Origin of the sequence: Corynebacterium pseudotuberculosis, from assembly GCF_002155265.1 — a bacterium.
In the GTDB taxonomy this organism is placed as follows: Bacteria; Actinomycetota; Actinomycetes; order Mycobacteriales; family Mycobacteriaceae; genus Corynebacterium; species Corynebacterium pseudotuberculosis.
On sequence record NZ_CP021251.1, the window covers coordinates 1,814,642 to 1,837,553 of the forward strand.

Below are 22,912 nucleotides of genomic sequence, written 5' to 3' on the forward strand. Positions count from 1 at the left end.
AGGTTTCGGTGTTTCTGCCATTGATCACTCCCATTCTAAAAGCACACGCCCAGCATGCTCACCACGGGTAAGTAGCTCTCCATTCCAAGCATCATGTTCCCAAGCTATAGCAGCTACCGTACGTAACGCCTCCATGTGAGTTGAAGTCGATGCCCCACCGCTTAACTCAATATCGTTACCGCGCCAAACTGCCCGAAAATCTCCTTGTTCCCCAGGTACAAGTTTTTGAGGCTCTTCAAACAGATCAGATAAGTCTAAGCCTAGGTATGTTGGTCGTTCACTAGCAATGGCACGTAGCAGATCCCAATGCTTAGATACGCCGGTCATTACATGAAGGGTCGCTATATCTGCAGCTACGCCTCCCGCAATGTCAGTATTTAAACGATCCCCAATAGCTAACGGCTTAGAGACCCCCAAGCGCTGAGCTGCTGTGTTAAACATCGCAGCTTCCGGTTTACCAGCAGAAACAGGGCGTGCTCCCGTTGCATGAGCAATAGCTGCAACCATTGATCCGTTTCCCACGCACAACCCGCGTTCAGTTGGTAGGGTCGAGTCTAAATTCGATACAAAGTAGCGAGCGCCATTCCTGATAGACATGGCGGCTTCAGAAAGTTCTGCCCACCCGGTTTTAGGATTATGGCCATGGAATACAGCACGTGGTTTTTCTTCAGCAGACAATGCCACTGTATAACCAGCGTTCCGTGCTAGTTCTTTAAAAGAATCGGTTCCAAGCACGTACACGATATCGCCAGGCTGCAGGTGCTCTGCGGCAAGGTCGATTGCTGCTTGGGCTGAAGTTACCACGTCCTCGGGATCAGCCTCAATACCGATTAGACTAAGCATCTCGGCCACAGCGCTAGGGCCACGAGACGCGTTGTTGGTGATAAATGCTACAGGCAGCGTATTTTTTTCAAACGCCTCTACCGCCATAGGCAATGCCCTGCCTCCTTCCCAGACGGTTCCGTCAAGGTCAAAGAACAGAGCATCATGATGCTGGAGTAAAGACATGCCCTCCAGCTTAGTTCACATTGATAGAAGCAAATAATTAGGTGTTAAGCGAGCTCCTCCAAACGTTCGCTCGCGTCCGTGTAACCATCCACATCCTGTTTTTCTGCGATTGCAAACCACTCTTTAGCATCCGATTCCCGTCCTGCAGCTAGCAACGCATTGGCATATGCGTAAGACAAGCGCACTGCTCCCAGACCGGTCCCTGCAGCATCAGGATTCTCACGCTGCAAAATAACGACTGCTGCATCAGGCTGGTCTAAATCCAGACGTGCGCCTGCCACTACGATCGCAAGTTCGATCCGAGTCTCTACGTCCAATGATGCTGGGTCTTCATCTCGAGCAAGCTCGATAGCTTTTTCCGGGCGACCAAGTCCTCTCTCACAGTCAGCCATAACCGCTATGAGTCCAGGGCCTCCACTCATGCGACGCGCAGCTCGCAACTCAGCGAGAGCTTCTTTCCACTCTCCGGCGTGATAAGCGGCAATGCCACAGGTCTCTCGAACAACCGCTATGCGTCCAGCACGATCTTTTGCTGCACGCGCATGATTCAAGGCAAGCTGTGGATCATCTGCCATCCATGTAGCCGCCATAATCATATGCTTAGCCACTGCGTTCGCATTATCTTTGGCTAAAACCTTAAGGTCTTGCAACACCATAGGATCCAGATCGCGCACATCAATATCATCCGGCAGATCCGGCTCATTCACACGATTATTGATGCGCTCTTCACGGTAACCTGGTCGAATTGGCCCACGCTGTTGTTTATTACGATCAACTCCGCCGCGTTGCGAATGCCGACGCTCCCCGTTCCGTTCGCTATACGGTCGAGAAGAACGGTCCCCGTCTCCACGCCGGTATTCTGAGCGCCCACCACGTTTAGGCTCTCCGCTGCGGCGTTCACCAGTCTTCCAGTCTTTACGACGGTCTTCTTGGCGGGGGACTCTTCTATCGTCATCCCACTTCGGGCGTTGCCGACGGTCATCACGGCGTTCCTCAGAACGTTTACCTCGATCGCCAAAACGCTCCTTACGATCTCTATCGTAGGGTCGCCCGGACTTACGATCGTTCTCATCCCTGCGTCGCCCGTAGCTTTCTCGACGTCCGTCACTCTGGCTTCCAGGGCGTCGATTGCTTCCCTCATGTCGATCATTACGACCCCACGAGCTCTCACCACGACGTTCCCGTTCACCACCTTGACGGCGGCCATCGCGAGACTTAAAGCCGCGTTGCGAGCGGCCTTCACGGGAATGAGAATCAGCCATAAAAATCCTTTATTAAAATGCGGAAATAGGGTGTGTGTAACGTAGAAGAAGAAAAACCTCCTCCTACATAACACACACCCTATATAACCACTCTTTGTTATCAAGTTTTGTGGTTGGCGGCGACCTACTCTCCCACACCCTCCCAGGTGCAGTACCATCAGCGCAATCGGGCTTAGCTTCCGGGTTCGGAAAGGGACCGGGCGTACCCCCGACACAATAACCACCAACACATCCATACAACACAACACATCACATGTCATGTCAGACACTGCACAGTGAACACAAGCAACAACACAAACACTCTTTTTTCAAACGCTCCAGGCACAACACATCCACACACAAATGGTTGTTTATCGGTAAATTAGTACCAGTCACCTCCAAGTGTTACCACTCTTCCAGATCTGGCCTATCAACCCCCTCGTCTCGAGGGAACCTCAAAAGAAACCTCATCTTAAAACAGGCTTCCCGCTTAGATGCTTTCAGCGGTTATCCCTTCCGTACGTAGCCAACCAGCCCTGCCACTGGCGTGACAACTGGCACACTAGAGGTACGTCCGTCCCGGTCCTCTCGTACTAGGGACAGCCTTCTTCAAGTTTCAACGCGCACGGCGGATAGAGACCGAACTGTCTCACGACGTTCTAAACCCAGCTCGCGTGCCGCTTTAATGGGCGAACAGCCCAACCCTTGGGACCTACTCCAGCCCCAGGATGCGACGAGCCGACATCGAGGTGCCAAACCATCCCGTCGATATGGACTCTTGGGGAAGATCAGCCTGTTATCCCCGGGGTACCTTTTATCCGTTGAGCGACACCACTTCCACAAGTAGGTGCCGGATCACTAGTCCCGACTTTCGTCCCTGCTCGACCTGTCAGTCTCACAGTCAAGCTCCCTTGTGCACTTACACTCACCACCTGATTGCCAACCAGGCTGAGGGAACCTTTGGGCGCCTCCGTTACATTTTAGGAGGCAACCGCCCCAGTTAAACTACCCACCAGGCACTGTCCCCAACCCAGATCATGGGCCAAGGTTAAGGTGCTCAATCCGATCAGAGTGGTATTTCAACTTGCGACTCCACCACACCTAGCGGCGCAGTATCACAGTCTCCCACCTATCCTACACAAACCGAACCAAACACCAATACCAAGCTATAGTGAAGGTCCCGGGGTCTTTTCGTCCTGCCGCGCGTAACGAGCATCTTTACTCGTACTGCAATTTCACCGGGCCTGTGGTTGAGACAGCAGGGAAGTCGTTACGCCATTCGTGCAGGTCGGAACTTACCCGACAAGGAATTTCGCTACCTTAGGATGGTTATAGTTACCACCGCCGTTTACTGGGGCTTAAATTCTCCGCTTCGACCCCCAAAAGAGATCTAACAGGTCCTCTTAACCTTCCAGCACCGGGCAGGCGTCAGTCCGTATACATCAACTTCCACGTTTTCGCACGGACCTGTGTTTTTAATAAACAGTCGCTTCCCTCTATTCTCTGCGACCACCATCAGCTCCATCAGTCTGTCACCAACAATGGTCCCCCTTCTCCCGAAGTTACGGGGGCATTTTGCCGAGTTCCTTAACCACAGTTCACCCGATCGCCTTAGTATTCTCTACCTGACCACCTGTGTCGGTTTAGGGTACGGGCCATAATGACACTCGCTAGAGGCTTTTCTCGACAGTACAGGATCACCAACATCCCCAAAAAAGGGTACGCATCACGCCTCACCCTTACAAGCAGCACGGATTTACCTATGCCACGGGCCACACGCTTACACCACAATCCAATAAGTGGCTCGGCTACCTCACTGCGTCACCCCATCACTTGGCTACTACCAACGAAGGTCCCACGCACAACCACACACACCCACACAAAGTATGAACACATGCAATTAATGGGCGGTTAGTACCACTGATTCACCACTTGTCGCATCACCACGGGTACCAGAATATCAACTGGTTATCCATCGACTACGCCTGTCGGCCTCGCCTTAGGTCCCGACTCACCCTGGGAAGATTAGCTTAACCCAGGAACCCTTAGTCATCCGGCGGAAAAGTTTTCCACTTTTCATTCGTTACTCATGCCTGCATTCTCACTCGCACACACTCCACACCCGGTCACCCAAATGCTTCACCACATGCACGACGCTCCCCTACCCAACCAACAAAAAGTTGACTGCCGCGGCTTCGGCGGTGTACTTGAGCCCCACTACATTGTCGGCGCAGAACCACTCGACCAGTGAGCTATTACGCACTCTTTCAAGGATGGCTGCTTCTAAGCCAACCTCCTGGCTGTCTTCGCGATCCCACATCCTTTTCCACTTAGTACACCCTTAGGGGCCTTAACCGGCGATCTGGGCTGTTTCCCTCTCGACCAACGGAGCTTATCCCCCGCAGTCTCACTGCCACGCTATAACATTACCGGCATTCGGAGTTTGGCTGACATTGCTAAGATTGTAGTCCCGCTCAACCAACCAGTAGCTCTACCTCCAGCAAGAAACACGCAACGCTGCACCTAAATGCATTTCGGGGAGAACCAGCTATCACGGAGTTTGATTGGCCTTTCACCCCTACCCACAGCTCATCCCCTCAGTTTTCAACCTAAGTGGGTTCGCGCCTCCACAAAGTCTTACCTCTGCTTCACACTGGCCATGGGTAGATCACCCCGCTTCGGGTCCAGGACATGCCACTAACAACACCCTCGTTAGGATTCGCTTTCGCTACGGCTACCCACCAAAAGGTTAACCTCGCGACATGCCGCTGACTCGCAGGCTCATTCTTCAAAAGGCACGCCATCACCCCACAAAAAAGGCTCTGACGGATTGTAAGCACACGGTTTCAGGTACTATTTCACTCCCCTCCCGGGGTACTTTTCACCATTCCCTCACGGTACTCATCCGCTATCGGTCATCACAAGTATTTAGGCTTACCGGGTGGTCCCGGCAGATTCACAGCAGATTCCACGAGCCCGCTGCTACTCGGGGACATGCACAACCAGCGCACACATGCTTTCACGTACAGGACTCTCACCTTCTACGGCAGGCGTTCCCACACCACTTCCGCTAACACATGCACAAACCAGCAAAAAGATGGCAGCCTTTTCACGCACACACCCCACAACACCACACACGCAACCCCTGCCAGGTATCACACGCACATGGTTTAGCCTCATCCACGTTCGTTCGCCACTACTAACGGAATCACAATTGTTTTCTTCTCCTACGGGTACTGAGATGTTTCACTTCCCCGCGTAAACCCCCACAACAGCTATGAATTCACTGAAGGGTAACCACACATAACTGCAGCCAGGTTTCCCCATTCGGACACCCTCGGATCAACGCTCTATTGGCAACTCCCCGAGGCCTATCGCGGCCTTACACGTCCTTCATCGGCTCATAATGCCAAGGCATCCACCGTGTGCCCTTAAAAAACAACACACAAATATGCAAACAAAAAATACCAAGAACTAAAAAGAATAAAGATTATTACTCGCGTCCACTATACAGTTCTCACACAACACAACCACCCACCACACCAACAACAACCCACACAGGATCACCACCAGCACAACAAGCAGCCACAAGAATCAACACCACAGTGCATCATCCCAGACACCCAACAGCATGCCAACACAACAAACAACACTTCCCACAATCAACACAACACACAACAACACACCATCACACAACCATGCACAGCCACCAACTGTTAGCAGCACACAATCACACACAACACCGATCCACCCGGATTAAAAAAATAAACAACAAACACCAACCAGTGCCCATTGAAAAACAAAAACTCCTTAGAAAGGAGGTGATCCAGCCGCACCTTCCGGTACGGCTACCTTGTTACGACTTCGTCCCAATCGCCGATCCCACCTTCGACCACTCCCCCCAGAAACTGGTTGGGCCATGGGCTTCGGGTGTTACCAACTTTCATGACGTGACGGGCGGTGTGTACAAGGCCCGGGAACGTATTCACCGCAGCGTTGCTGATCTGCGATTACTAGCGACTCCGACTTCATGGGGTCGAGTTGCAGACCCCAATCCGAACTGAGGCCGGCTTTCAGCGATTCGCTCACCCTCACAGGCTCGCAACGCGTTGTACCGACCATTGTAGCATGTGTGAAGCCCTGGACATAAGGGGCATGATGATTTGACGTCATCCCCACCTTCCTCCGAGTTAACCCCGGCAGTCTCTCATGAGTCCCCACCATCACGTGCTGGCAACATAAGACAAGGGTTGCGCTCGTTGCGGGACTTAACCCAACATCTCACGACACGAGCTGACGACAACCATGCACCACCTGTATACAAACCACAAGGGAAAACGTATCTCTACGCCGATCTTGTATATGTCAAGCCCAGGTAAGGTTCTTCGCGTTGCATCGAATTAATCCACATGCTCCGCCGCTTGTGCGGGCCCCCGTCAATTCCTTTGAGTTTTAGCCTTGCGGCCGTACTCCCCAGGCGGGGCGCTTAATGCGTTAGCTACGGCACGAAAGTCGTGGAAGACCCTCACACCTAGCGCCCACCGTTTACGGCATGGACTACCAGGGTATCTAATCCTGTTCGCTCCCCATGCTTTCGCTCCTCAGCGTCAGTTACTGCCCAGAGACCTGCCTTCGCCATCGGTGTTCCTCCTGATATCTGCGCATTCCACCGCTACACCAGGAATTCCAGTCTCCCCTACAGCACTCAAGTTATGCCCGTATCGCCTGCACGCCCGGAGTTAAGCCCCGGAATTTCACAGACGACGCGACAAACCACCTACGAGCTCTTTACGCCCAGTAATTCCGGACAACGCTCGCACCCTACGTATTACCGCGGCTGCTGGCACGTAGTTAGCCGGTGCTTCTTATACAGGTACCGTCACAAAAAGCTTCGTCCCTGTCGAAAGAGGTTTACAACCCGAAGGCCGTCATCCCTCACGCGGCGTCGCTGCATCAGGCTTGCGCCCATTGTGCAATATTCCCCACTGCTGCCTCCCGTAGGAGTCTGGGCCGTATCTCAGTCCCAATGTGGCCGTCCACCCTCTCAGGCCGGCTACCCGTCGACGCCTTGGTAGGCCATTACCCCACCAACAAGCTGATAGGCCGCGGGCTCATCTCGTACCGAAAAAACTTTCCACCACACACACTAAAGTGCGGTCCTATCCAGTATTAGACCCAGTTTCCCAGGCTTATCCCAGAGTACGAGGCAGATCACCCACGTGTTACTCACCCGTTCGCCACTCGAGCACCCCCGAAGGGGCCTTTCCGTTCGACTTGCATGTGTTAAGCACGCCGCCAGCGTTCGTCCTGAGCCAGGATCAAACTCTCCACAAAAAATCAGTCCAATAAAAGACCAACCAGGCTTCGTGAAAAGCCCAACCAAAACTGGCAAAAAACAAACAACCAACAAAAAAAAACATTTCATTGATCATTCAACAAAAAACAATGAAAAAAGTACAACAAAACAGTGACCATCGATGCCTTGACGAGACAACACAACAATCACCCAACACCCACACCACAACACCCCAAGCACAACACCCAGAGCATCACAGCACAAGCATCACACGTTTCCACAGCCACCAACACCCACACAACACAACATCATGCACGCATCAGCACCATAACAACGCCTCATGTCAACAACATTTTTTCCACAAACAGCACAATCTTTTACAAGCAAGCCACACTTGCCGGTCGATACTGCACCATCGTGATCATCACACAACCATGTAACAAAACATATTGCTGCCACTACACAACGTAGCTACCGCCATGTCAACCATAAAAAATATTATAAGTACATTGGCACACTATTGAGTTCTCAAACAACACACCCACACCCACACACACCAACCACAAAGCCAGCATGTACTGAATGTAAGAATAATTTTTGTTTATCGCCTGCTCGTTTTCCTCTCGCCTTACACTCACTAATCAACAACCACTGTGTGGTGTTTGCCTCTGTGAGGGGCGCTGTCGGTCGCGGCGACTCACATAAAGTTACACACCCTCAACACAACACACAAATCCCCAGGTGAAAAAGCATTTTTTAACACGACTCAATCGCAAAGCATTTTGCAGATTGCCTCCTAGGGCCGATTTTCGGCATTTCGTCGCAAAAATTCATAAGACATAACGAGATTCGACCTCCCCGCCCTGGGAATAAAACACGCAAAAGGGCCTTAAGAAGAATTTCTTCTTAAGGCCCTTTTAATAGCTAAGCGTTAAACCGAACACCTGCAAAGTTCTTTTTACCTTTACGTAAAACAACCCATGATCCATGAAGCAGATCTTCCTCGGATGGTTGCCATGTTTCGTCGCTAATGCGAACATTGTTTACGTACGCGCCGCCCTCTTTCACTGCACGCCGAGCAGCACCTTTGGAATCCGCAAGGCCTGCAGCAACGAGCAAATCAACGATTGTCCGAGGCTCACCTTCTTCGACCTCTGCAACTGGAGTTTCAGAAACTGCTCCAATCAATGTTTGCTCATCAAGATCTTCGAGTGAAGCCTTCCCAAAGAGCGCTTGAGCAGCTAATTCCACAGCCTTAGTAGCGGCTTCTCCATGGACAAGCGTTGTCATCTCTCTAGCGAGTCTCCGCTGAGCCTCACGCTTATGAGGAGCCTCGGCTACCTGAACTTCCAACTCCGCAATCTCAGATTCCGTTAGGAACGTAAACCACTTGAGGTAGTTAATAACAACAGTGTCTCCGGCGTTGAGGAAATACTGGTACCAAGAGTAAGGGCTAGTCTGCTCGGGGTCGAGCCATAGCTTTCCCCCACCAGTAGATTTACCAAATTTTTGCCCTTGCGCATCAGTTACCAATGGAACCGTCAAAGCATGGACTTTGGTGCCGTCAACGCGCCGGTTTAAGTCAACCCCGGAGATAATGTTGCCCCACTGATCTCCGCCACCAATTTGCAGAATGCAATCGTACTTTTTGCGCAGGTGAACAAAGTCATTCGACTGCAAAAGCATGTAAGAAAATTCCGTGTAAGAGATGCCATCGCTAGCTAGACGACGCTTTACTGTCTCACGATCAAGCATCGTATTCAGTGAAAAGTTCTTTCCTACATCACGCAAGAATTCAATCACTGACATTCCCGCGGTCCAGTCAGCATTATTGACCATGATTGCATCGTTGTTCTGGCCGGATTCAAAAGACACAAATCGCCGAAGCTGTCCTTTGATTGCTTCAAGATTCTGCGCGACCTTATCTTCTGTAAGCATGACGCGCTCTCCCACTTCACGTGGGTCTCCAATCATGCCTGTGGCTCCGCCAGCGAGAGTCAGCGGCCTATGCCCAAACTGCTGAAAACGACGCAGCATAACCATAGGAACTAAATGACCTGCATGTAGAGAATCTCCGGTGGGGTCAAAGCCACAGTAAAGAGTAATGGGCTGTTCGCATGCTTCTCTAAGCGCATCAATGTCTGTGGAATCGTTAATTAAACCGCGCCACAGGAGTTCATCAACGATATTGCCATGCTGGGACATGTAGATAGATTCCTCGGTTGTGTGAGTATTTGGAAATAAACGGAAAACTAGTGCGTTTTCCCCTGGGGCCAAGTAATCGCTTCATTTTCAAGCATTACTGGAATATTGTCTTCAATTCGGTAGGCAATGCCGAGGCGATCGTTAACCAAGACATTGTCCTGCTCCAGATAGCGCAACGGCCCTTTGTCTCGAGGACACGCGAGAACTTCTAGCAGTTGGGGATCAATACTCATGGTTTTCTAGCGTACAACATCAATGTATCAACTCGATGCTTAACCGATGGATAAGGCCAAAGCCCCGACGCCTAGTTAGACAGAAGGATAGGAATCGGGACTTTTCTGCGTAGCTCTTTTACTGACGGACAGGAGTTTCAGCCCAACGACGGAACTCTTCAGAGGCTAGTTCAACACGCTTCCGCTGTTCGAATACCTGTACCCCTGCAGTACCTCCACGCGTTGTGCGCGAAGCGACGGCACCTTCTACTGTTAATACATCTCGAACTGCAGGCGTCAAACGCGAATTGACGCTAGCAAACTCCTCATCTGTAAGCTCATCGAGTCCCACTCCACGGCGTTCTGCGAGCCGCACGCATGACCCAGAAGCCTCATGGGCCTCTCTAAACGGCACCCCTTCACGGACCATCCACTCAGCTAGGTCTGTAGCTAGAGTATAACCAGCGGGTGCAAGCTCAGCCATACGCTCTTCATGGAATTCAAGGGTTGAGACTAGACCAGTCATTGCCGGCAACAATAAATTCAGCTGTGAAACCGAATCGACAATAGGCTCTTTGTCCTCTTGAAGGTCACGGTTGTATGCCAAAGGCTGAGCTTTAAGGGTTGCCATGAGTCCAGCAAGGTTGCCGATTAGACGACCAGTCTTTCCTCTAGTCAGCTCCGCCACATCAGGGTTTTTCTTCTGTGGCATGATCGAGCTTCCGGTTGACCATGCATCAGACAGCGTGACATAACCGTATTCCGGTGTACACCAATAAATAATTTCCTCAGCAAGACGCGACATATCAACCGCGATCTGAGCCAAGACGAAGGCCGTCTCGGACGCAAAATCACGAGAAGAGGTAGCGTCAATCGAATTCTCTGACGCGGAATCAAAACCCAGTTCTTCTGCAATCGCCTCAGGATTAAGCTTTAACGAGGAGCCTGCGAGTGCTCCTGAACCATATGGCGATACCGCTAAGCGCTTATCCAAGTCTTGAATTCGACTTATATCACGCAGTAATGGCTGTGCATGCGCTAGCAACTGATGCGCTAACAAAACCGGCTGAGCAGCTTGGGAATGGGTCTTTCCCGGCATGATCGCTTCCGGATGCGCGTCCGCTTGACGCACGAGGGCGTCGACAAGCTCGGTAACCCCCAGAGCAATACCGCGTACCGCGTCCCTCACCCACATACGGAAGAGCGTCGCAACCTGATCATTCCTCGAGCGCCCTGCACGCAAACGCCCGCCGATTTCGGGACCAACGCGATCGATGAGACCACGTTCCATTGCGCCATGTACGTCTTCATCACTGGGCAAAGGGACAAAGGATCCATCTGATACATCTTTGCCTAGCTGATCGAGTCCAGAGAGCATAGTCTCTAAATCCGACTTGCTAAGAAGCCCTGCTTGGTACAAGACCTTGGCATGAGCCTTGGATGCAAGAACATCATAGGGAGCAAGAACCCAGTCAAAATGAGTGGACACGCTCAGGGCAAACATCGCCTCACTAGGGCCGCCGGAAAACCTTCCTCCCCACAGCGCACCTTCATTTGTTCCATGCTTGTTCACGTTAGCGAGCCTCGCGGTCACGACGATTTGAGATCTTGGAAGACAAACCGTGTAGCTCGACAAACCCCTTAGCCAGAGTCTGATCAAACGTATCGCCGGTGTCATAAGTTGCTAAGTCAAAATCATAAAGTGAGTGAGCAGAGCGGCGGCCATTAACAATAATCTTTCCAGCATGAAGCACCATGCGGATATCTCCGGAAACATGTTCTTGGGTGGAGTCCACAAAAGCATCGAGCGAACGCTTCAGTGGCGCGTACCATAGGCCGTCGTATACTTCCTCGGACCAACGGGCGTCTATACCGCGCTTATAGCGGGCTACTTCACGCTCAAGGGTGACGTCTTCCATGGCCTGGTGAGCAGTGATCAAGGCAATCGCCCCCGGAGCCTCGTAGACCTCGCGAGATTTAATACCGACAAGACGATCTTCGACCATGTCCAGTCGTCCAATCCCCTGGGCACCTGCACGACGATTAAGCTCTTCAATCGCTTGCAGAACTGTAACCTTGCGACCATCGATGGCTACAGGAGCACCGGCCTCGAAAGTGACAATCAGTTCATCGGGGGCATTACCTAACGCAGGATCTTCTGTATAGGAGTACAGATCCTTTGTCGGAGGATTCCACAGATCTTCCAGGAAGCCCGTCTCCACAGCCCGCCCCCACACGTTCTGGTCAATAGAGAACGGTGACTTTTTTGATTGTTCAATAGGAAGATTAATTTCCTCCGCAAACGCGATGGCCTTATCGCGCGTCCACGCATAATCACGTGCAGGGGCAATAATCTCTAGCTCTGGTGCCAGATTGCGGAAACCAACCTCGAACCGGACCTGGTCATTTCCCTTACCAGTACAACCATGTGAAACGTGCGTACCACCATGTTGCTTAGCAGCTTCTACCAGGTGTTTTACAATCAACGGACGTGAGATAGCAGAAACCAACGGATACTGCTTCATATACATGCCGTTTGCTTTGATCGTGGGCAAACAATAATCATTAGCAAACTCATCTTTAGCATCGATCACTATGGATTCAACCGCACCACAGTCGAGCGCGCGCTGCCGTACAGACTCCATATCCTCTCCGCCTTGCCCTAGGTCAAGGGAAACCGCAACGACTTCGCCTCCTGTCATTTTTGCCAGGTAAGGAATAGCCACAGAAGTATCAAGTCCACCGGAGTACGCCAGAACGACACGATTGGTCATGTTTGCCCCTTAAAAATCTCAACTGAATTGAATATGAATTAAATTTTGACCAATATGCAGATTTTATGAAAAAGATGCAGACTTAACGCCACCAACTTTATCCATAAGTTTGATTGTTCTACATATATGAGTTCTTCTCTAGATAGTTTATGCACTCATCCCCATAAATTGCGAAGCGAGGTTTCCTGCCCCAAGGAAAGGTGCCAGCACACCTGCGCTCCAAGAAACTGTTTCAATGCTTTTGCGCCTATAAAGTCGATTGAAAAATATGCAGATTAGTTCCCTGAGCGCCTTTGGCTAAGGAATTCTCCAAGTTCCTGACCAGTCATTGGATCTCGAGCAAGCACAAAAACGGTATCGTCGCCAGCAATAGTCCCAACTACCTCTTCCATTCCCACACGGTCGATAAAGGAAGCCAAGAACGGGGCACCCCCAGGTGGGGTACGTAATACGGCGATGTTGCCGGAATGGTCGACAGAAACGAGCAAGTCGTCAAGCATCTTGCGCAGCTTCTCCCGAGTGCCTACCGTCGACGGCACTGCTACCTCATCTGCAGCACCCACCGCATAAAACGCACGCCCACCCTCAGGACGAACCTTTTTTGCCCCGAGCTCATCTAGGTCACGAGATAGCGTCCCTTGGGTGATTTCAACGCCTTTTGCCTTAAGCAAATCGGACAATTGCATTTGACTCGATACTTGGTTTTGTTCGAGCAAATCAAGAATCAAGGCTTGCCGAACCGTTCGCGTAATCGGGCTAGTGCTCATGGATTCTTCCTCACAACTTTCTCTTCGCTCCCCTAGAGTTATGAGGGGCGCCGAACTCTTTGATATCGCTTTTAAGCTTCTGTCCTAGGCTGTCGGCTGGTGTTCCAGCAGCCAAGACATAAGTGCTTTCTGCGCGTGTAGACGATTTTCCGCCTCATCGAAGACCACAGACTGCGGGCCATCGATAACAGAAGCAGTAACTTCATTTCCCCGATACGCAGGAAGACAATGAAGAAATATAGCGTTCTCATCAGTACGATCCATAATGGCATCATTAACTTGATAAGGGATAAAGGGGGTTCGACGATCAATACCGTCTTTCTCCATCCCCATAGACACCCATGTATCTGTAATCACTATATGCGCTCCTGATGCTTCATTAAGATCATCAGTTACGGTGACCATTGCTCCGGTTTGCTCAGCACGTCTTTGTGCTCGGGCTACAAATTCTTCCTTAGGATGAAAATCCGTTGGAGCAATGATGCTTATATTTATACCCGCTGTGGCAAAACCGATAATATAAGAGTTCGCCATATTATTGCTGCCGTCCCCCAAATAGACAGCTTTTTTCCCGCGCAATCCCTTCGGCCCTTCTTCTGCGCAAAGGTGCTCGATACAGGTTTGGAGATCTGCCAAAATTTGGCAGGGGTGAAGATCATCAGACAAAGCGTTAATAATGGGCACAGTAGCAGTCTGAGCCATTTCCATGAGGTTAGAATGAGCAAACGTGCGCCATACAATGGCCGATACAAACCGGGAAAGGACTGCTCCGGTATCTTGATACGTTTCCCCTTTGCCCATCTGAGAGGCATTTGTGTCTACAACAATCGCATTGCCACCTAGCTGTGCGATTCCTGCGTCAAAAGAAAATCGCGTCCGCGTGGAGGTCTTGTCAAATAAGACCGCAACCGACTGTGGTCCTTCCAACGGAGTTAAAGAATACGGGTGCTTCTTTAACTCCGCAGCCAGTTCTAATACTTCGCATTGTTCTAAAGGTGTGAGATCATCATCTGCCAAGAAATGCCTGGCTAATGCCTTCCCAGATCCTGCAGCGTCAAAGGAGGAAAAGGCTGTACTCGTATTCATTAGTATTCAAGATCCCTTCATTGAGTAGGCGTCGTTAAGAAATCGAGTAGGCGTTCTATCCGATCGACCGCATCCGCGATTTGTTCATCTGTAATAACTAACGGCGGCGTGATTCTCAGTACGAATTCCGATGGAGCATTGAGAATCAGGCCAAACTCTGCAGCCCGTTGTGCAGCAACTTTTGCTACAGGCTGTTTAAGCACCACTCCCAGCATGAGACCTCGGCCGCGCACATGATCAACAAATTTCAAGTCTGACAGCTTGTCTTTTAAAAGCTTTCCTTTAACACGGACGTTAGTAACAAAATCCTCCTCTATCACACTCAGCACTGCCCCCGCTGCCGCGCAGGCAACAGGATTTCCGCCGAAAGTAGTTCCGTGTGTCCCCGGCACGAATAGATCCTTTGCTTTGCCATGAGCCACGCATGCTCCAATAGGCAATCCCCCGCCCAATCCTTTTGCCATGGTAACCACATCAGGCAGCACCCCTTCGTGCTGAAATGCAAAGAAGTCCCCGGTGCGGCCAACACCAGTCTGAACCTCATCGACGACCATCAAGATGCCGTTGTTGGTACAAAGAGACCGAACTTCTTGCAAAAATCCACTAGGAGCTGGAATTACACCTGTTTCTCCCTGGATCGGCTCTAGAAAAATTGCCGCTACATTTTGAGGATTTACATCAACAAGTTTGCGCAGGTAATCAACATCCCCATAAGGATAGAACTCGACGCCAGCAGGCAATGGTTCGAAGGGAAGTTGTTTTTCTGGCTGTCCAGTTAGAGCCAGTGCTCCCATCGTTCTTCCATGAAAACCATGCTGTGCTGCAAGAATTCGACTTCGACCACTCAGCCGGGCAAGCTTAAACGCAGCCTCGTTTGCTTCCGTTCCCGAGTTACAAAAGAATACTCGTGAGTCAGAAGCTACGGCTTCCGAATGCGGCTGATACTGGCTAAAACGCTGAATGATTTTTTCTGCAGCATTCACCACAGGTGCAGAGGCAAAAAGGTTAGAAACATGAGAAAAACTCTGAACCTGTGCTGTTACAGCCTCTGTGATAGCCGGATGCCCATATCCCAAGGAATTCACAGCGATTCCAGCAAGAAGATCAATGTGTTCTCTGCCTAAAGAATCAACAACTATCGCCCCATCGCCATCGACGAGTTCCAACGTTGGAGTCCCATAGGTGTTCATCAAAACGTCGGGCCATTTTGCTTGTGCCGAGTGGTACTCAGCGTGCTTTTCGGCGTGACGTGTATTTTCTTTCTGCATTATTTCCCGCCTTGAGAGTGCCTAAAAATTGTTGCTTCCGGGGTTGCTGCGTCCTGAGTTACCATCGTGCCGATACCACCAGAGGTCAAAAGTTCCAGGAGAACTGCATGCGGAGTACGTCCATCAATTACATGCGCTGCGGGTACACCTTTTATAACGGCATTAAGACAACTTTCCATTTTCGGAATCATTCCGGAATCTAGTGCAGGCATAATCGTGCGTAGCTCCGCTACGCTAATTTTGGAAACAAGAGACTCTTGATTCGGCCAATCTGTGTAAAGACCTTCTACATTGGTGAGAATAAGTAGTCGTTCCGCCCCTATAGCTGAGGCCAGGGCCCCTGCGGCTGTATCCGCATTAACGTTGTATATTTCGCCGTCATCACCGGGGGCAATCGTGGATACTACAGGTATTCTTCCAGCCTCGATGATGTCCATCAGACTGGCAGGATTAACAGCCGTAATATCCCCTACTAAGCCAATATCAGTAGCTTTTCCGCCCACTGTTACAAGCCGTTTTTCTGCTTGAAACAAGCCCGCATCCTCGCCTGATGTACCAACCGCATAGGGACCATGGGAATTGATCAAACCTACAAGGTCTCGTCCCACCTGGCCAAAGAGCACCATCCGTACCACCTCCATAATTTCAGGAGTGGTAACCCGAAATCCTCCCTTAAACTCTCCCTCTAACCCCAATTTATTCAGCATTAAGGAGATTTGTGGTCCTCCACCATGCACCACAACGGGCTTTGCCCCAACAGTACGTAGGAAGACCATGTCTGCAGCAAATGCAGCTTTTAAGGAATCATCCACCATAGCGTTGCCACCGTATTTCACAACCACAATCTTGTTATGGAAATGTTGCAACCATGGCAAGGCCTCAGCTAACACCGTAGCTCTATCTTGTGCGCTGAGATGGTCAAGCATATCTGTCATAGGAAATAGCTTTCTCGGGTTTGGCGGCTAGCGCAGATCGCGATTCTCACGTTGTTCCGCATACGCTAGGAGGAGTAAGCAGAGTTGATTTCCACATATGAATGGGACAAATCCGTTGTTCTAATAAAGGCTTTTCCTGTTTTACCTGTGCCTAAGTCGACGCGAACATCGATATCGATCCCACTTAAATCCACTTCTCGAGCATAAGGTGTTCCTGTCGATGCAAGACACACAGGATGTTCATTAAAATAAACTGATATATTATCCGGATCCATATCTGCCTCTGCCATCCCGATGGCTGCAAGGACTCTCCCCCAGTTTGGATCCGATCCAAACATCGCGCATTTAAACAGGTTGTCCCGGCCCAAGGTGCGCGCGGCTTGAAGTGCTTGTTCATCGTTGGAAGCACCAGTCACCGTAATGCGGACCCTCTTAGTCACTCCTTCCGCATCCGATTGCAGCTGATCAGCTATATCAGCACACACTGCATATACCGCAGTCTCAAAAGCTTCTACGTCAGGAGTTATACCCGAAGCACCATTTGCCATGAGTAGCACGGTGTCATTGGTAGAAGTAGAACCATCGATATCGAGTGTGTTAAAAGTCTGCGCCGCAGCTTTTTCTAGTGCAGATTGTGCAGCTTCTGCGGAGACAGAGGCATCAGTAGTAATGCATACCAGCATCGTGGCTAACGAGGGCGCCATCATGCCTACGCCTTTGCCCATTGCGCCTACTGACCACCCGGATTCTTTATGCACTGCTTGTTTACTTACGGTGTCCGTAGTCATAATTGCTTCTGCTGCTTGTTCGCCATGGTCACCTAGACCGTTGACAAGCACAGGAGTCACCGCCAGTAGCTTTTCGACGGGCAAAGGTTCTCCGATCAACCCTGTAGAGCAAGCAGCAACGTCATTAGCTTTAAACGAAAGCGAACGTGCTACTGCGTCCACGATAGTCTGCGCGTCCTGCTCACCTTGTATACCGTTGCAGGCATTAGCGTTGCCGGAGTTAAAGACGATAGCTTTCAAAGTTCCATCGCTCATGGACTTCTTGCTCAGTTTCACAGGAGCTGCCACAATTTTATTCCTAGTGAAAACTCCAGCTGCTACATACTCTGGTCCTTGGTTGACCACCAACGCCATATCCTTATTACCTGAAGGCTTAATTCCTGCAGTTGTTGCGGCAGCCAAAAAACCTTTAACGGCGGTGATGCCATTGGTACTCATGGCAGTGCCTCCTTTTCTTCTCTCCCTGTGAATCGCTATGTTGTTCGTCCTATGGCGCAATCCCAGTACGCGGAAGCCCCGAAGTTTCTTCCCAACCCAAAACAATATTCATGCATTGCACCGCAGCACCGCCTGTTCCTTTTGTCAGATTATCGATTGCCGACGTAATGATTAATTTTTCCGCTTCGGAATCCAACGCTACTTGGAGATGACACATGTTAGAACCAACAACCGATTGGGTCTGAGGTTGCATCCCAGGAGGAAGCACCTGTACAAAGGGCTCCGCCGCATAGCAACTGATGTATGCGTTATAGGCATCGGTCTGAGAAACCCCTGGCGCAATCGGTGCTACCGCAGTGGTGAGAATCCCCCGAGGTAATGGCGCCAGGATGGGAGTGAAACTAATGGAGACCGGTGACCGCGAATATTCTGACAAATTTTGCACTATTTCCGGAGTATGCCTATGGCTACCCGCAACGTTATATGCGCGCAACGAGCCCATTGTCTCCGCGCCTAGCAGCCCCACAACGGGTTTTTTCCCGCCTCCTGAGACCCCCGTGACAGAAACAATAGATATATCCGGCCTGACAAGGCCCATTTTTATAGCTGGCCATAACGCCAACGTGGCGCCTGTGGGGAAACACCCAGGCACGGCTATCCTACGCGCACTCCGGATTTGTTCACGATGCCCCGGCATCTCAGGAATTCCATACGGCCAAGATCCTGCGTATTTTTCCCCATAATAGTGGTCCCAGTCATCTTGATGTTGCAAGCGAAAATCTGCAGCGCAATCAATAACTATGCAGGAATCCTCACATTCTCTAGCTATTTTCGCGGAATGCCCATGAGGTAAAGCCAAAAAAACCACGTCATGACCAGCAAGATGCTCCGGAGTAGTTGGCTGCACTATCCGACTCGCGAGCTCCGGTAGGTGAGGCATGAGTACGCCCAGGCGCTCTCCAGCAGTAGATGATCCAGTTAGTGCGCCTATTTTCAGTTCCCCACTCACGTAACGAGGATGATTAAGCAAAAGGCGGAGAATCTCTCCGCCTGCATATCCGCTTGCCCCCGCTACTGCTACCGTGATTGTCATGCCCCTACTATATACATAGTATTCCGTAACGCGTAAGTATTCCGAGAATATTTCCCCAATACCCCTATCCAGAAAGCGCAAACGCGCCACACATCCAGTTCTTGGATACGTGTGACGCGTTAGATCGAGCTCTTTGGTTAAGCGCGCATAGTCGCGCCAAATATTTGTTTGGCGGCTTCAACTGCTGCGAGGCGACCTTCGGAGCATTCCTCGTCAGTAAGAGTGCGGTCTTGAGCTCGGAAAACCAAGGAGAAAGCCAGGGACTTTTTATTCTCTCCGAGGCTATCAGAGCGGTAGACGTCGAAAAGCTCTACTTTTTCCAAAAGCTCGCCCGCAGCTTCCACAATTACCTTCCGTACTGACTCGGCCGGCACGTCTTCATCTACAACAAGAGCCAAATCTTGATGCAGGGTTGGGAAAGCGGACAATACTGGAGCAGGGAAATCATTATCAAACGGTATTGCAGTGATATCGAGTTCCATCGCACAGGTACGTGGTGGTAAGCCCAAACGATCTAGGATCTGCGGATGCAGCTCGCCCGCATAGCCTACAACTGCATCTCCAACGCGTAGCTCTGCGCAACGACCAGGATGCCATGGAAGATAGTCTGCGTTGGAGACCTCAAGCTCCACTCCGGCTGCCCGTGCCACTGTCCGTGCGGATTCCAGAGAATCAGCATATGTGTAGTCACGACCCTGCCCCCACGGACCCTCATTCTCAATCTGGCCAGTGGCAACGGTAGCTACATGCAGTGGCTGGTATGGAAGAGACTGTAAAAGTTCCTGTACGTCTTCCGCACGGGGTCGTGTACGCACATCAAGTATCGGCGAAACCCCCTGGCCTCGGTTAAAGGCAACCTGTTGCAGTCCAAAAAGGCTCACAGAATGCTGACCCCGAGATACGTTACGCGCAACCGCTTCCAGCATGGAAGGCAATAACGTGGTGGCAAGGATTGCATAATCAGAATCCAACGGATTTTGCACCTTAACTACATTCCTACGCGCATCGTCTACAGGCAATCCCCACAGATCGAACGTATCGCTCTTAATAAAAGGAGTAGGAAGAATCTCCGCATATCCGTTATACGCCAGGGAGTGCCCTATAGCGCGACGACGCTTCTGCGCAGGACTTAACCCGGCACCCACGGGTGCAGGAGGAACAATAGAAGGAATATGCTCTAGACCTTCCAAGCGCAAGACTTCTTCCACCAGATCTGCAGCCATCGTAATATCATGACGCCACATCGGCGGTGTCACGATAAGCTCGTCTTCTTCGCGCTCCACAAAACAGCCGACCTCTTCCAAACGAGAAACGACAGTTTCAGGAGAATAATCCACGCCCGCAATTGCTGCCGGGCGATGAGCAAGCATACGTACCTTTGTCATAGCAGAAACTTCGCCGATCAGGGTGCGCTCTGGTTCGATCATTCCGCCTGCAATCGATACCAACAGTGCACACGCGGCGTCGAGCGCTACTTCCACTAACGTGGGGTCAACACCGCGCTCAAAACGTCGAGAAGCTTCCGTGCTTAGCTTATGCCTGCGCGAGGTCCGAGCAATCGTAATCGGGTCCCAGTTAGCTGCCTCAAAGTATACGTTTGTAGTCGTCTCGGAAATCTCTGAAATATTTCCGCCCATTACGCCTGCAAGAGATTGGACTCCAACGGCGTCTGCGATCACTACGTCTTCTGCCATGAGCGTCCGTTTGACATGATCGAGAGTTTCCAGCTGTTCGCCGGCATGAGCACAACGTACGACAAGATCACCAGTAATCGCATCCGCATCAAAGGCATGCATAGGCTGCCCCAAGAGCAACATAACGTAGTTGGTAACGTCAGTAGCAGGATTGACTGGTCGCTGCCCAGACAACATGAGCTCGCGCTGCAACCAGAATGGGGATTCTGCGGTGGGATCAATTCCTGTTACTTTACGCAGACCAAAGCGTACTGCTTTAGTTTCAGGCCTGAGATCAACCGAAAGCGACTGATTAGTTGCTGTAGGCACTGCGGAAACATCAATGCCGGCAACTTTAAGGTCTACAGCAGGGTCAGCGTATTCAAGGTTAAAAGCAGAGGCTAATTCTCGGGTCAAACCTCTTGCAGAAAGCGCATATCCGCGATCTGGCGTGACATTAACGTCAAAAATAGTATCTTCTAAACCTAGGATGCCGCGGGCGTCATCGCCGGGGGTTCCCGTGCCTTCTGGCAAGGTAATAATCCCCGAATTCTGTTTGTCTGCAAGACCTAATTCAGCTGCCGAACAAATCATTCCAGCCGACATCCGCCCATACGTTTCTCGGGCAGAGATGGCAAAATTACCAGGCAAAACTGCACCTGGTAGAGAAACCACCACGAGGTCACCCTCACTGAAATTACGTGCGCCGCATACGATGGACTGAAGATCACCCGTCCCATTAGCATTGCCCACATTTACGTGGCAATGACGGATGGGTTTTTTAAAGCCTGTAAGCTCCTCGATCGTCTCCACCCGCCCAAGCACCAATGGCCCGGTTGTCTCCGCGATCTTTTTATAGCCTTCGGTCTCAAACCCAACGCGAACATAGCCTGCGTCTAGTTCTTCCGGGGTCACGGACCATCCCTTATTGGAATGTCCCAGCAATCTAGTTACCCAGTTTTGCGAGATAAGCATGTAAAACTAACTCCTGTTTTGTCTTGAAAGATTCTCGGTGCTCGGGTTCTACGCTTGGACACCAAAAGGAAGAGTGAAGCGCACATCGCCTTCCACCATGTCACGCATATCACTCAATCCATTTCTAAACTGAAGTGTTCTTTCAAGTCCCATGCCAAATGCGAAACCGTTATAAATTTCTGGGTCGATTCCAGCTGCTCTAAGGACGTTGGGGTTGACCATTCCACAGCCGCCCCATTCAATCCACCCAGCTCCGCCTTTTTTATTGGGGAACCAGACATCAACCTCTGCGGAAGGCTCAGTAAACGGGAAATAGTTAGTCCTCATACGCGTTTTTGTTTCTGCGCCAAAGAGAGTCTTAGCCAAATGATCCAGGGTGCCTTTGAGATGTGCCATCGTTAGACCTTTATCTACCGCCAGGCCTTCGATCTGGTGGAACACTGGTGTATGGGTAGCGTCAAGCTCATCAGTTCGGAACACTCTACCCGGGCATACAACATACACCGGAACATCGCGAGAGAGCATCGTCCGCATCTGTACCGGTGAGGTATGAGTACGTAGTACTTGACCGGACCCTGGTTCCCCCACGTGGAAAGTATCCTGCAGTGTACGAGCCGGATGGTCGGGGATGAAGTTAAGAGAATCAAAGTTAAAATACTCTGCCTCTACTTCTGGCCCTTCTGCGACTTCATAGCCCATTCCCACAAAAATGTCAGCAATAGTTTCGCTGAGCTCTGTGATCGGATGCAAGGCACCGAGTTGTCGACGAGTAGTAGGCACTGTGACGTCTACGCGTTCAGCTTTTAGTACTTCTGCATTCCGCTTTTCTTCCAGAACAACCTTGGCTTCGGAATAACGCTTTTCCACGCGTCCCCGGGCCATGTTAACTAATCGGCCCGCTTCTTTTCGTTTTTCTTTTGCAATCGATCCCAAAGCACGACGTGCTTGTGGAATCGGCGCAGAGTCACCAAGGTGAGCTCGACGCGCCTCAGCCAAGTCCTCCAAGGTCTGAGCAGTGGTAAAAGCCTCAATAGCCGCTTCCGCAGCGACATTCAAGCCTTCTTCGGTTAAGTCCACCGACGAATTATCCGGTTGATCAGACACTCAGCGCTCCTCTGTTGGGTCCATAGTCTTTCGAGTAACCCTCACATCA

14 protein-coding genes and 3 rRNA genes are annotated in these 22,912 nt (G+C 50.9%); all 17 read right to left on the reverse strand.

All coding sequences use genetic code 11. The annotated features are described in order from the left end of the window. Positions 1-24: 24 nt before the first annotated feature. Complete coding sequence (locus CpATCC19410_RS08375; protein WP_013241820.1) at positions 25-1,008, reverse strand: HAD-IIA family hydrolase; 984 nt, start codon at positions 1,006-1,008, stop codon at positions 25-27. A gap of 44 nt (positions 1,009-1,052) precedes the next feature. Further along, complete coding sequence (locus CpATCC19410_RS08380; protein WP_014401155.1) at positions 1,053-2,270, reverse strand: hypothetical protein; 1,218 nt, start codon at positions 2,268-2,270, stop codon at positions 1,053-1,055. A gap of 111 nt (positions 2,271-2,381) precedes the next feature. Continuing rightward, positions 2,382-2,498, reverse strand: a 5S ribosomal RNA gene (gene rrf / locus CpATCC19410_RS08385). Positions 2,499-2,611: 113 nt separating this feature from the next. Continuing rightward, a 23S ribosomal RNA gene (locus CpATCC19410_RS08390) occupies positions 2,612-5,694 on the reverse strand. A 369-nt stretch (positions 5,695-6,063) separates the two neighbouring features. Next, a 16S ribosomal RNA gene (locus CpATCC19410_RS08395) occupies positions 6,064-7,583 on the reverse strand. Together the 16S, 23S and 5S rRNA genes form the textbook arrangement of a ribosomal RNA operon. Before the next feature lie 886 nt (positions 7,584-8,469). Then, positions 8,470-9,750 carry a tyrosine--tRNA ligase gene (tyrS, locus tag CpATCC19410_RS08405; RefSeq protein ID WP_013241818.1) on the reverse strand — a complete coding sequence of 427 codons (1,281 nt, stop codon included), beginning with the start codon at positions 9,748-9,750 and terminating at the stop codon, positions 8,470-8,472. Positions 9,751-9,797: 47 nt separating this feature from the next. Further along, positions 9,798-9,983, reverse strand: coding sequence for a Trm112 family protein (locus CpATCC19410_RS08410; RefSeq protein WP_013241817.1), 186 nt, complete (start codon positions 9,981-9,983; stop codon positions 9,798-9,800). Between the two features lie 118 nt (positions 9,984-10,101). After that, the gene (gene argH / locus CpATCC19410_RS08415) at positions 10,102-11,535 is read right to left on the reverse strand and encodes an argininosuccinate lyase (RefSeq protein ID WP_014300660.1); all 1,434 of its coding nucleotides are present in this window, start codon (positions 11,533-11,535) and stop codon (positions 10,102-10,104) included. 1 nt (position 11,536) lies between these two features. After that, positions 11,537-12,736, reverse strand: coding sequence for an argininosuccinate synthase (locus CpATCC19410_RS08420; protein ID WP_013241815.1), 1,200 nt, complete (start codon positions 12,734-12,736; stop codon positions 11,537-11,539). A 275-nt stretch (positions 12,737-13,011) separates the two neighbouring features. After that, entirely contained in the window at positions 13,012-13,503 is a 492-nt protein-coding gene (locus CpATCC19410_RS08425; protein WP_013241814.1) for an arginine repressor, read from the reverse strand. A gap of 84 nt (positions 13,504-13,587) precedes the next feature. Next, positions 13,588-14,589: an ornithine carbamoyltransferase gene (argF, locus tag CpATCC19410_RS08430; RefSeq protein ID WP_014401154.1), complete on the reverse strand. Its 1,002-nt coding sequence runs from the start codon at positions 14,587-14,589 to the stop codon at positions 13,588-13,590. Positions 14,590-14,606: 17 nt separating this feature from the next. Further along, positions 14,607-15,857, reverse strand: a complete 1,251-nt coding sequence (locus CpATCC19410_RS08435; protein WP_014401153.1) for an acetylornithine transaminase — start codon at positions 15,855-15,857, stop codon at positions 14,607-14,609. Continuing rightward, positions 15,857-16,792, reverse strand: a complete 936-nt coding sequence (gene argB, locus CpATCC19410_RS08440) for an acetylglutamate kinase (protein ID WP_013241810.1) — start codon at positions 16,790-16,792, stop codon at positions 15,857-15,859. Before argB ends, CpATCC19410_RS08435 begins: the two co-directional genes overlap by 1 nt. Positions 16,793-16,857: 65 nt before the next feature. Then, positions 16,858-18,018, reverse strand: a complete 1,161-nt coding sequence (gene argJ / locus CpATCC19410_RS08445; protein WP_014401152.1) for a bifunctional glutamate N-acetyltransferase/amino-acid acetyltransferase ArgJ — start codon at positions 18,016-18,018, stop codon at positions 16,858-16,860. 49 nt (positions 18,019-18,067) lie between these two features. Beyond that, on the reverse strand, positions 18,068-19,111 hold the full coding sequence (gene argC / locus CpATCC19410_RS08450; RefSeq protein WP_013241807.1) for an N-acetyl-gamma-glutamyl-phosphate reductase: 1,044 nt from the start codon (positions 19,109-19,111) through the stop codon (positions 18,068-18,070). 137 nt (positions 19,112-19,248) lie between these two features. Further along, positions 19,249-21,759 (reverse strand): phenylalanine--tRNA ligase subunit beta, encoded by a 2,511-nt coding sequence (pheT, locus tag CpATCC19410_RS08455; protein WP_014401151.1) that lies wholly within the window; start codon positions 21,757-21,759, stop codon positions 19,249-19,251. A gap of 48 nt (positions 21,760-21,807) precedes the next feature. Next, positions 21,808-22,863 (reverse strand): phenylalanine--tRNA ligase subunit alpha, encoded by a 1,056-nt coding sequence (gene pheS / locus CpATCC19410_RS08460; RefSeq protein ID WP_013241805.1) that lies wholly within the window; start codon positions 22,861-22,863, stop codon positions 21,808-21,810. Between the last annotated feature and the right edge of the window lie 49 nt (positions 22,864-22,912).

Bases quoted from the DNA above. Each gene is read 5' to 3' on its own strand.
- CpATCC19410_RS08375 (WP_013241820.1), bottom strand. From the start codon at position 1,008: ATGTCTTTACTCCAGCATCATGATGCTCTGTTCTTTGACCTTGACGGA.
- CpATCC19410_RS08380 (WP_014401155.1), bottom strand. From the start codon at position 2,270: ATGGCTGATTCTCATTCCCGTGAAGGCCGCTCGCAACGCGGCTTTAAG.
- tyrS (WP_013241818.1), bottom strand. From the start codon at position 9,750: ATGTCCCAGCATGGCAATATCGTTGATGAACTCCTGTGGCGCGGTTTA.
- CpATCC19410_RS08410 (WP_013241817.1), bottom strand. From the start codon at position 9,983: ATGAGTATTGATCCCCAACTGCTAGAAGTTCTCGCGTGTCCTCGAGAC.
- CpATCC19410_RS08420 (WP_013241815.1), bottom strand. From the start codon at position 12,736: ATGACCAATCGTGTCGTTCTGGCGTACTCCGGTGGACTTGATACTTCT.
- CpATCC19410_RS08425 (WP_013241814.1), bottom strand. From the start codon at position 13,503: ATGAGCACTAGCCCGATTACGCGAACGGTTCGGCAAGCCTTGATTCTT.
- argF (WP_014401154.1), bottom strand. From the start codon at position 14,589: ATGAATACGAGTACAGCCTTTTCCTCCTTTGACGCTGCAGGATCTGGG.
- CpATCC19410_RS08435 (WP_014401153.1), bottom strand. From the start codon at position 15,857: ATGCAGAAAGAAAATACACGTCACGCCGAAAAGCACGCTGAGTACCAC.
- argB (WP_013241810.1), bottom strand. From the start codon at position 16,792: ATGACAGATATGCTTGACCATCTCAGCGCACAAGATAGAGCTACGGTG.
- argJ (WP_014401152.1), bottom strand. From the start codon at position 18,018: ATGAGTACCAATGGCATCACCGCCGTTAAAGGTTTTTTGGCTGCCGCA.
- argC (WP_013241807.1), bottom strand. From the start codon at position 19,111: ATGACAATCACGGTAGCAGTAGCGGGGGCAAGCGGATATGCAGGCGGA.
- pheT (WP_014401151.1), bottom strand. From the start codon at position 21,759: ATGCTTATCTCGCAAAACTGGGTAACTAGATTGCTGGGACATTCCAAT.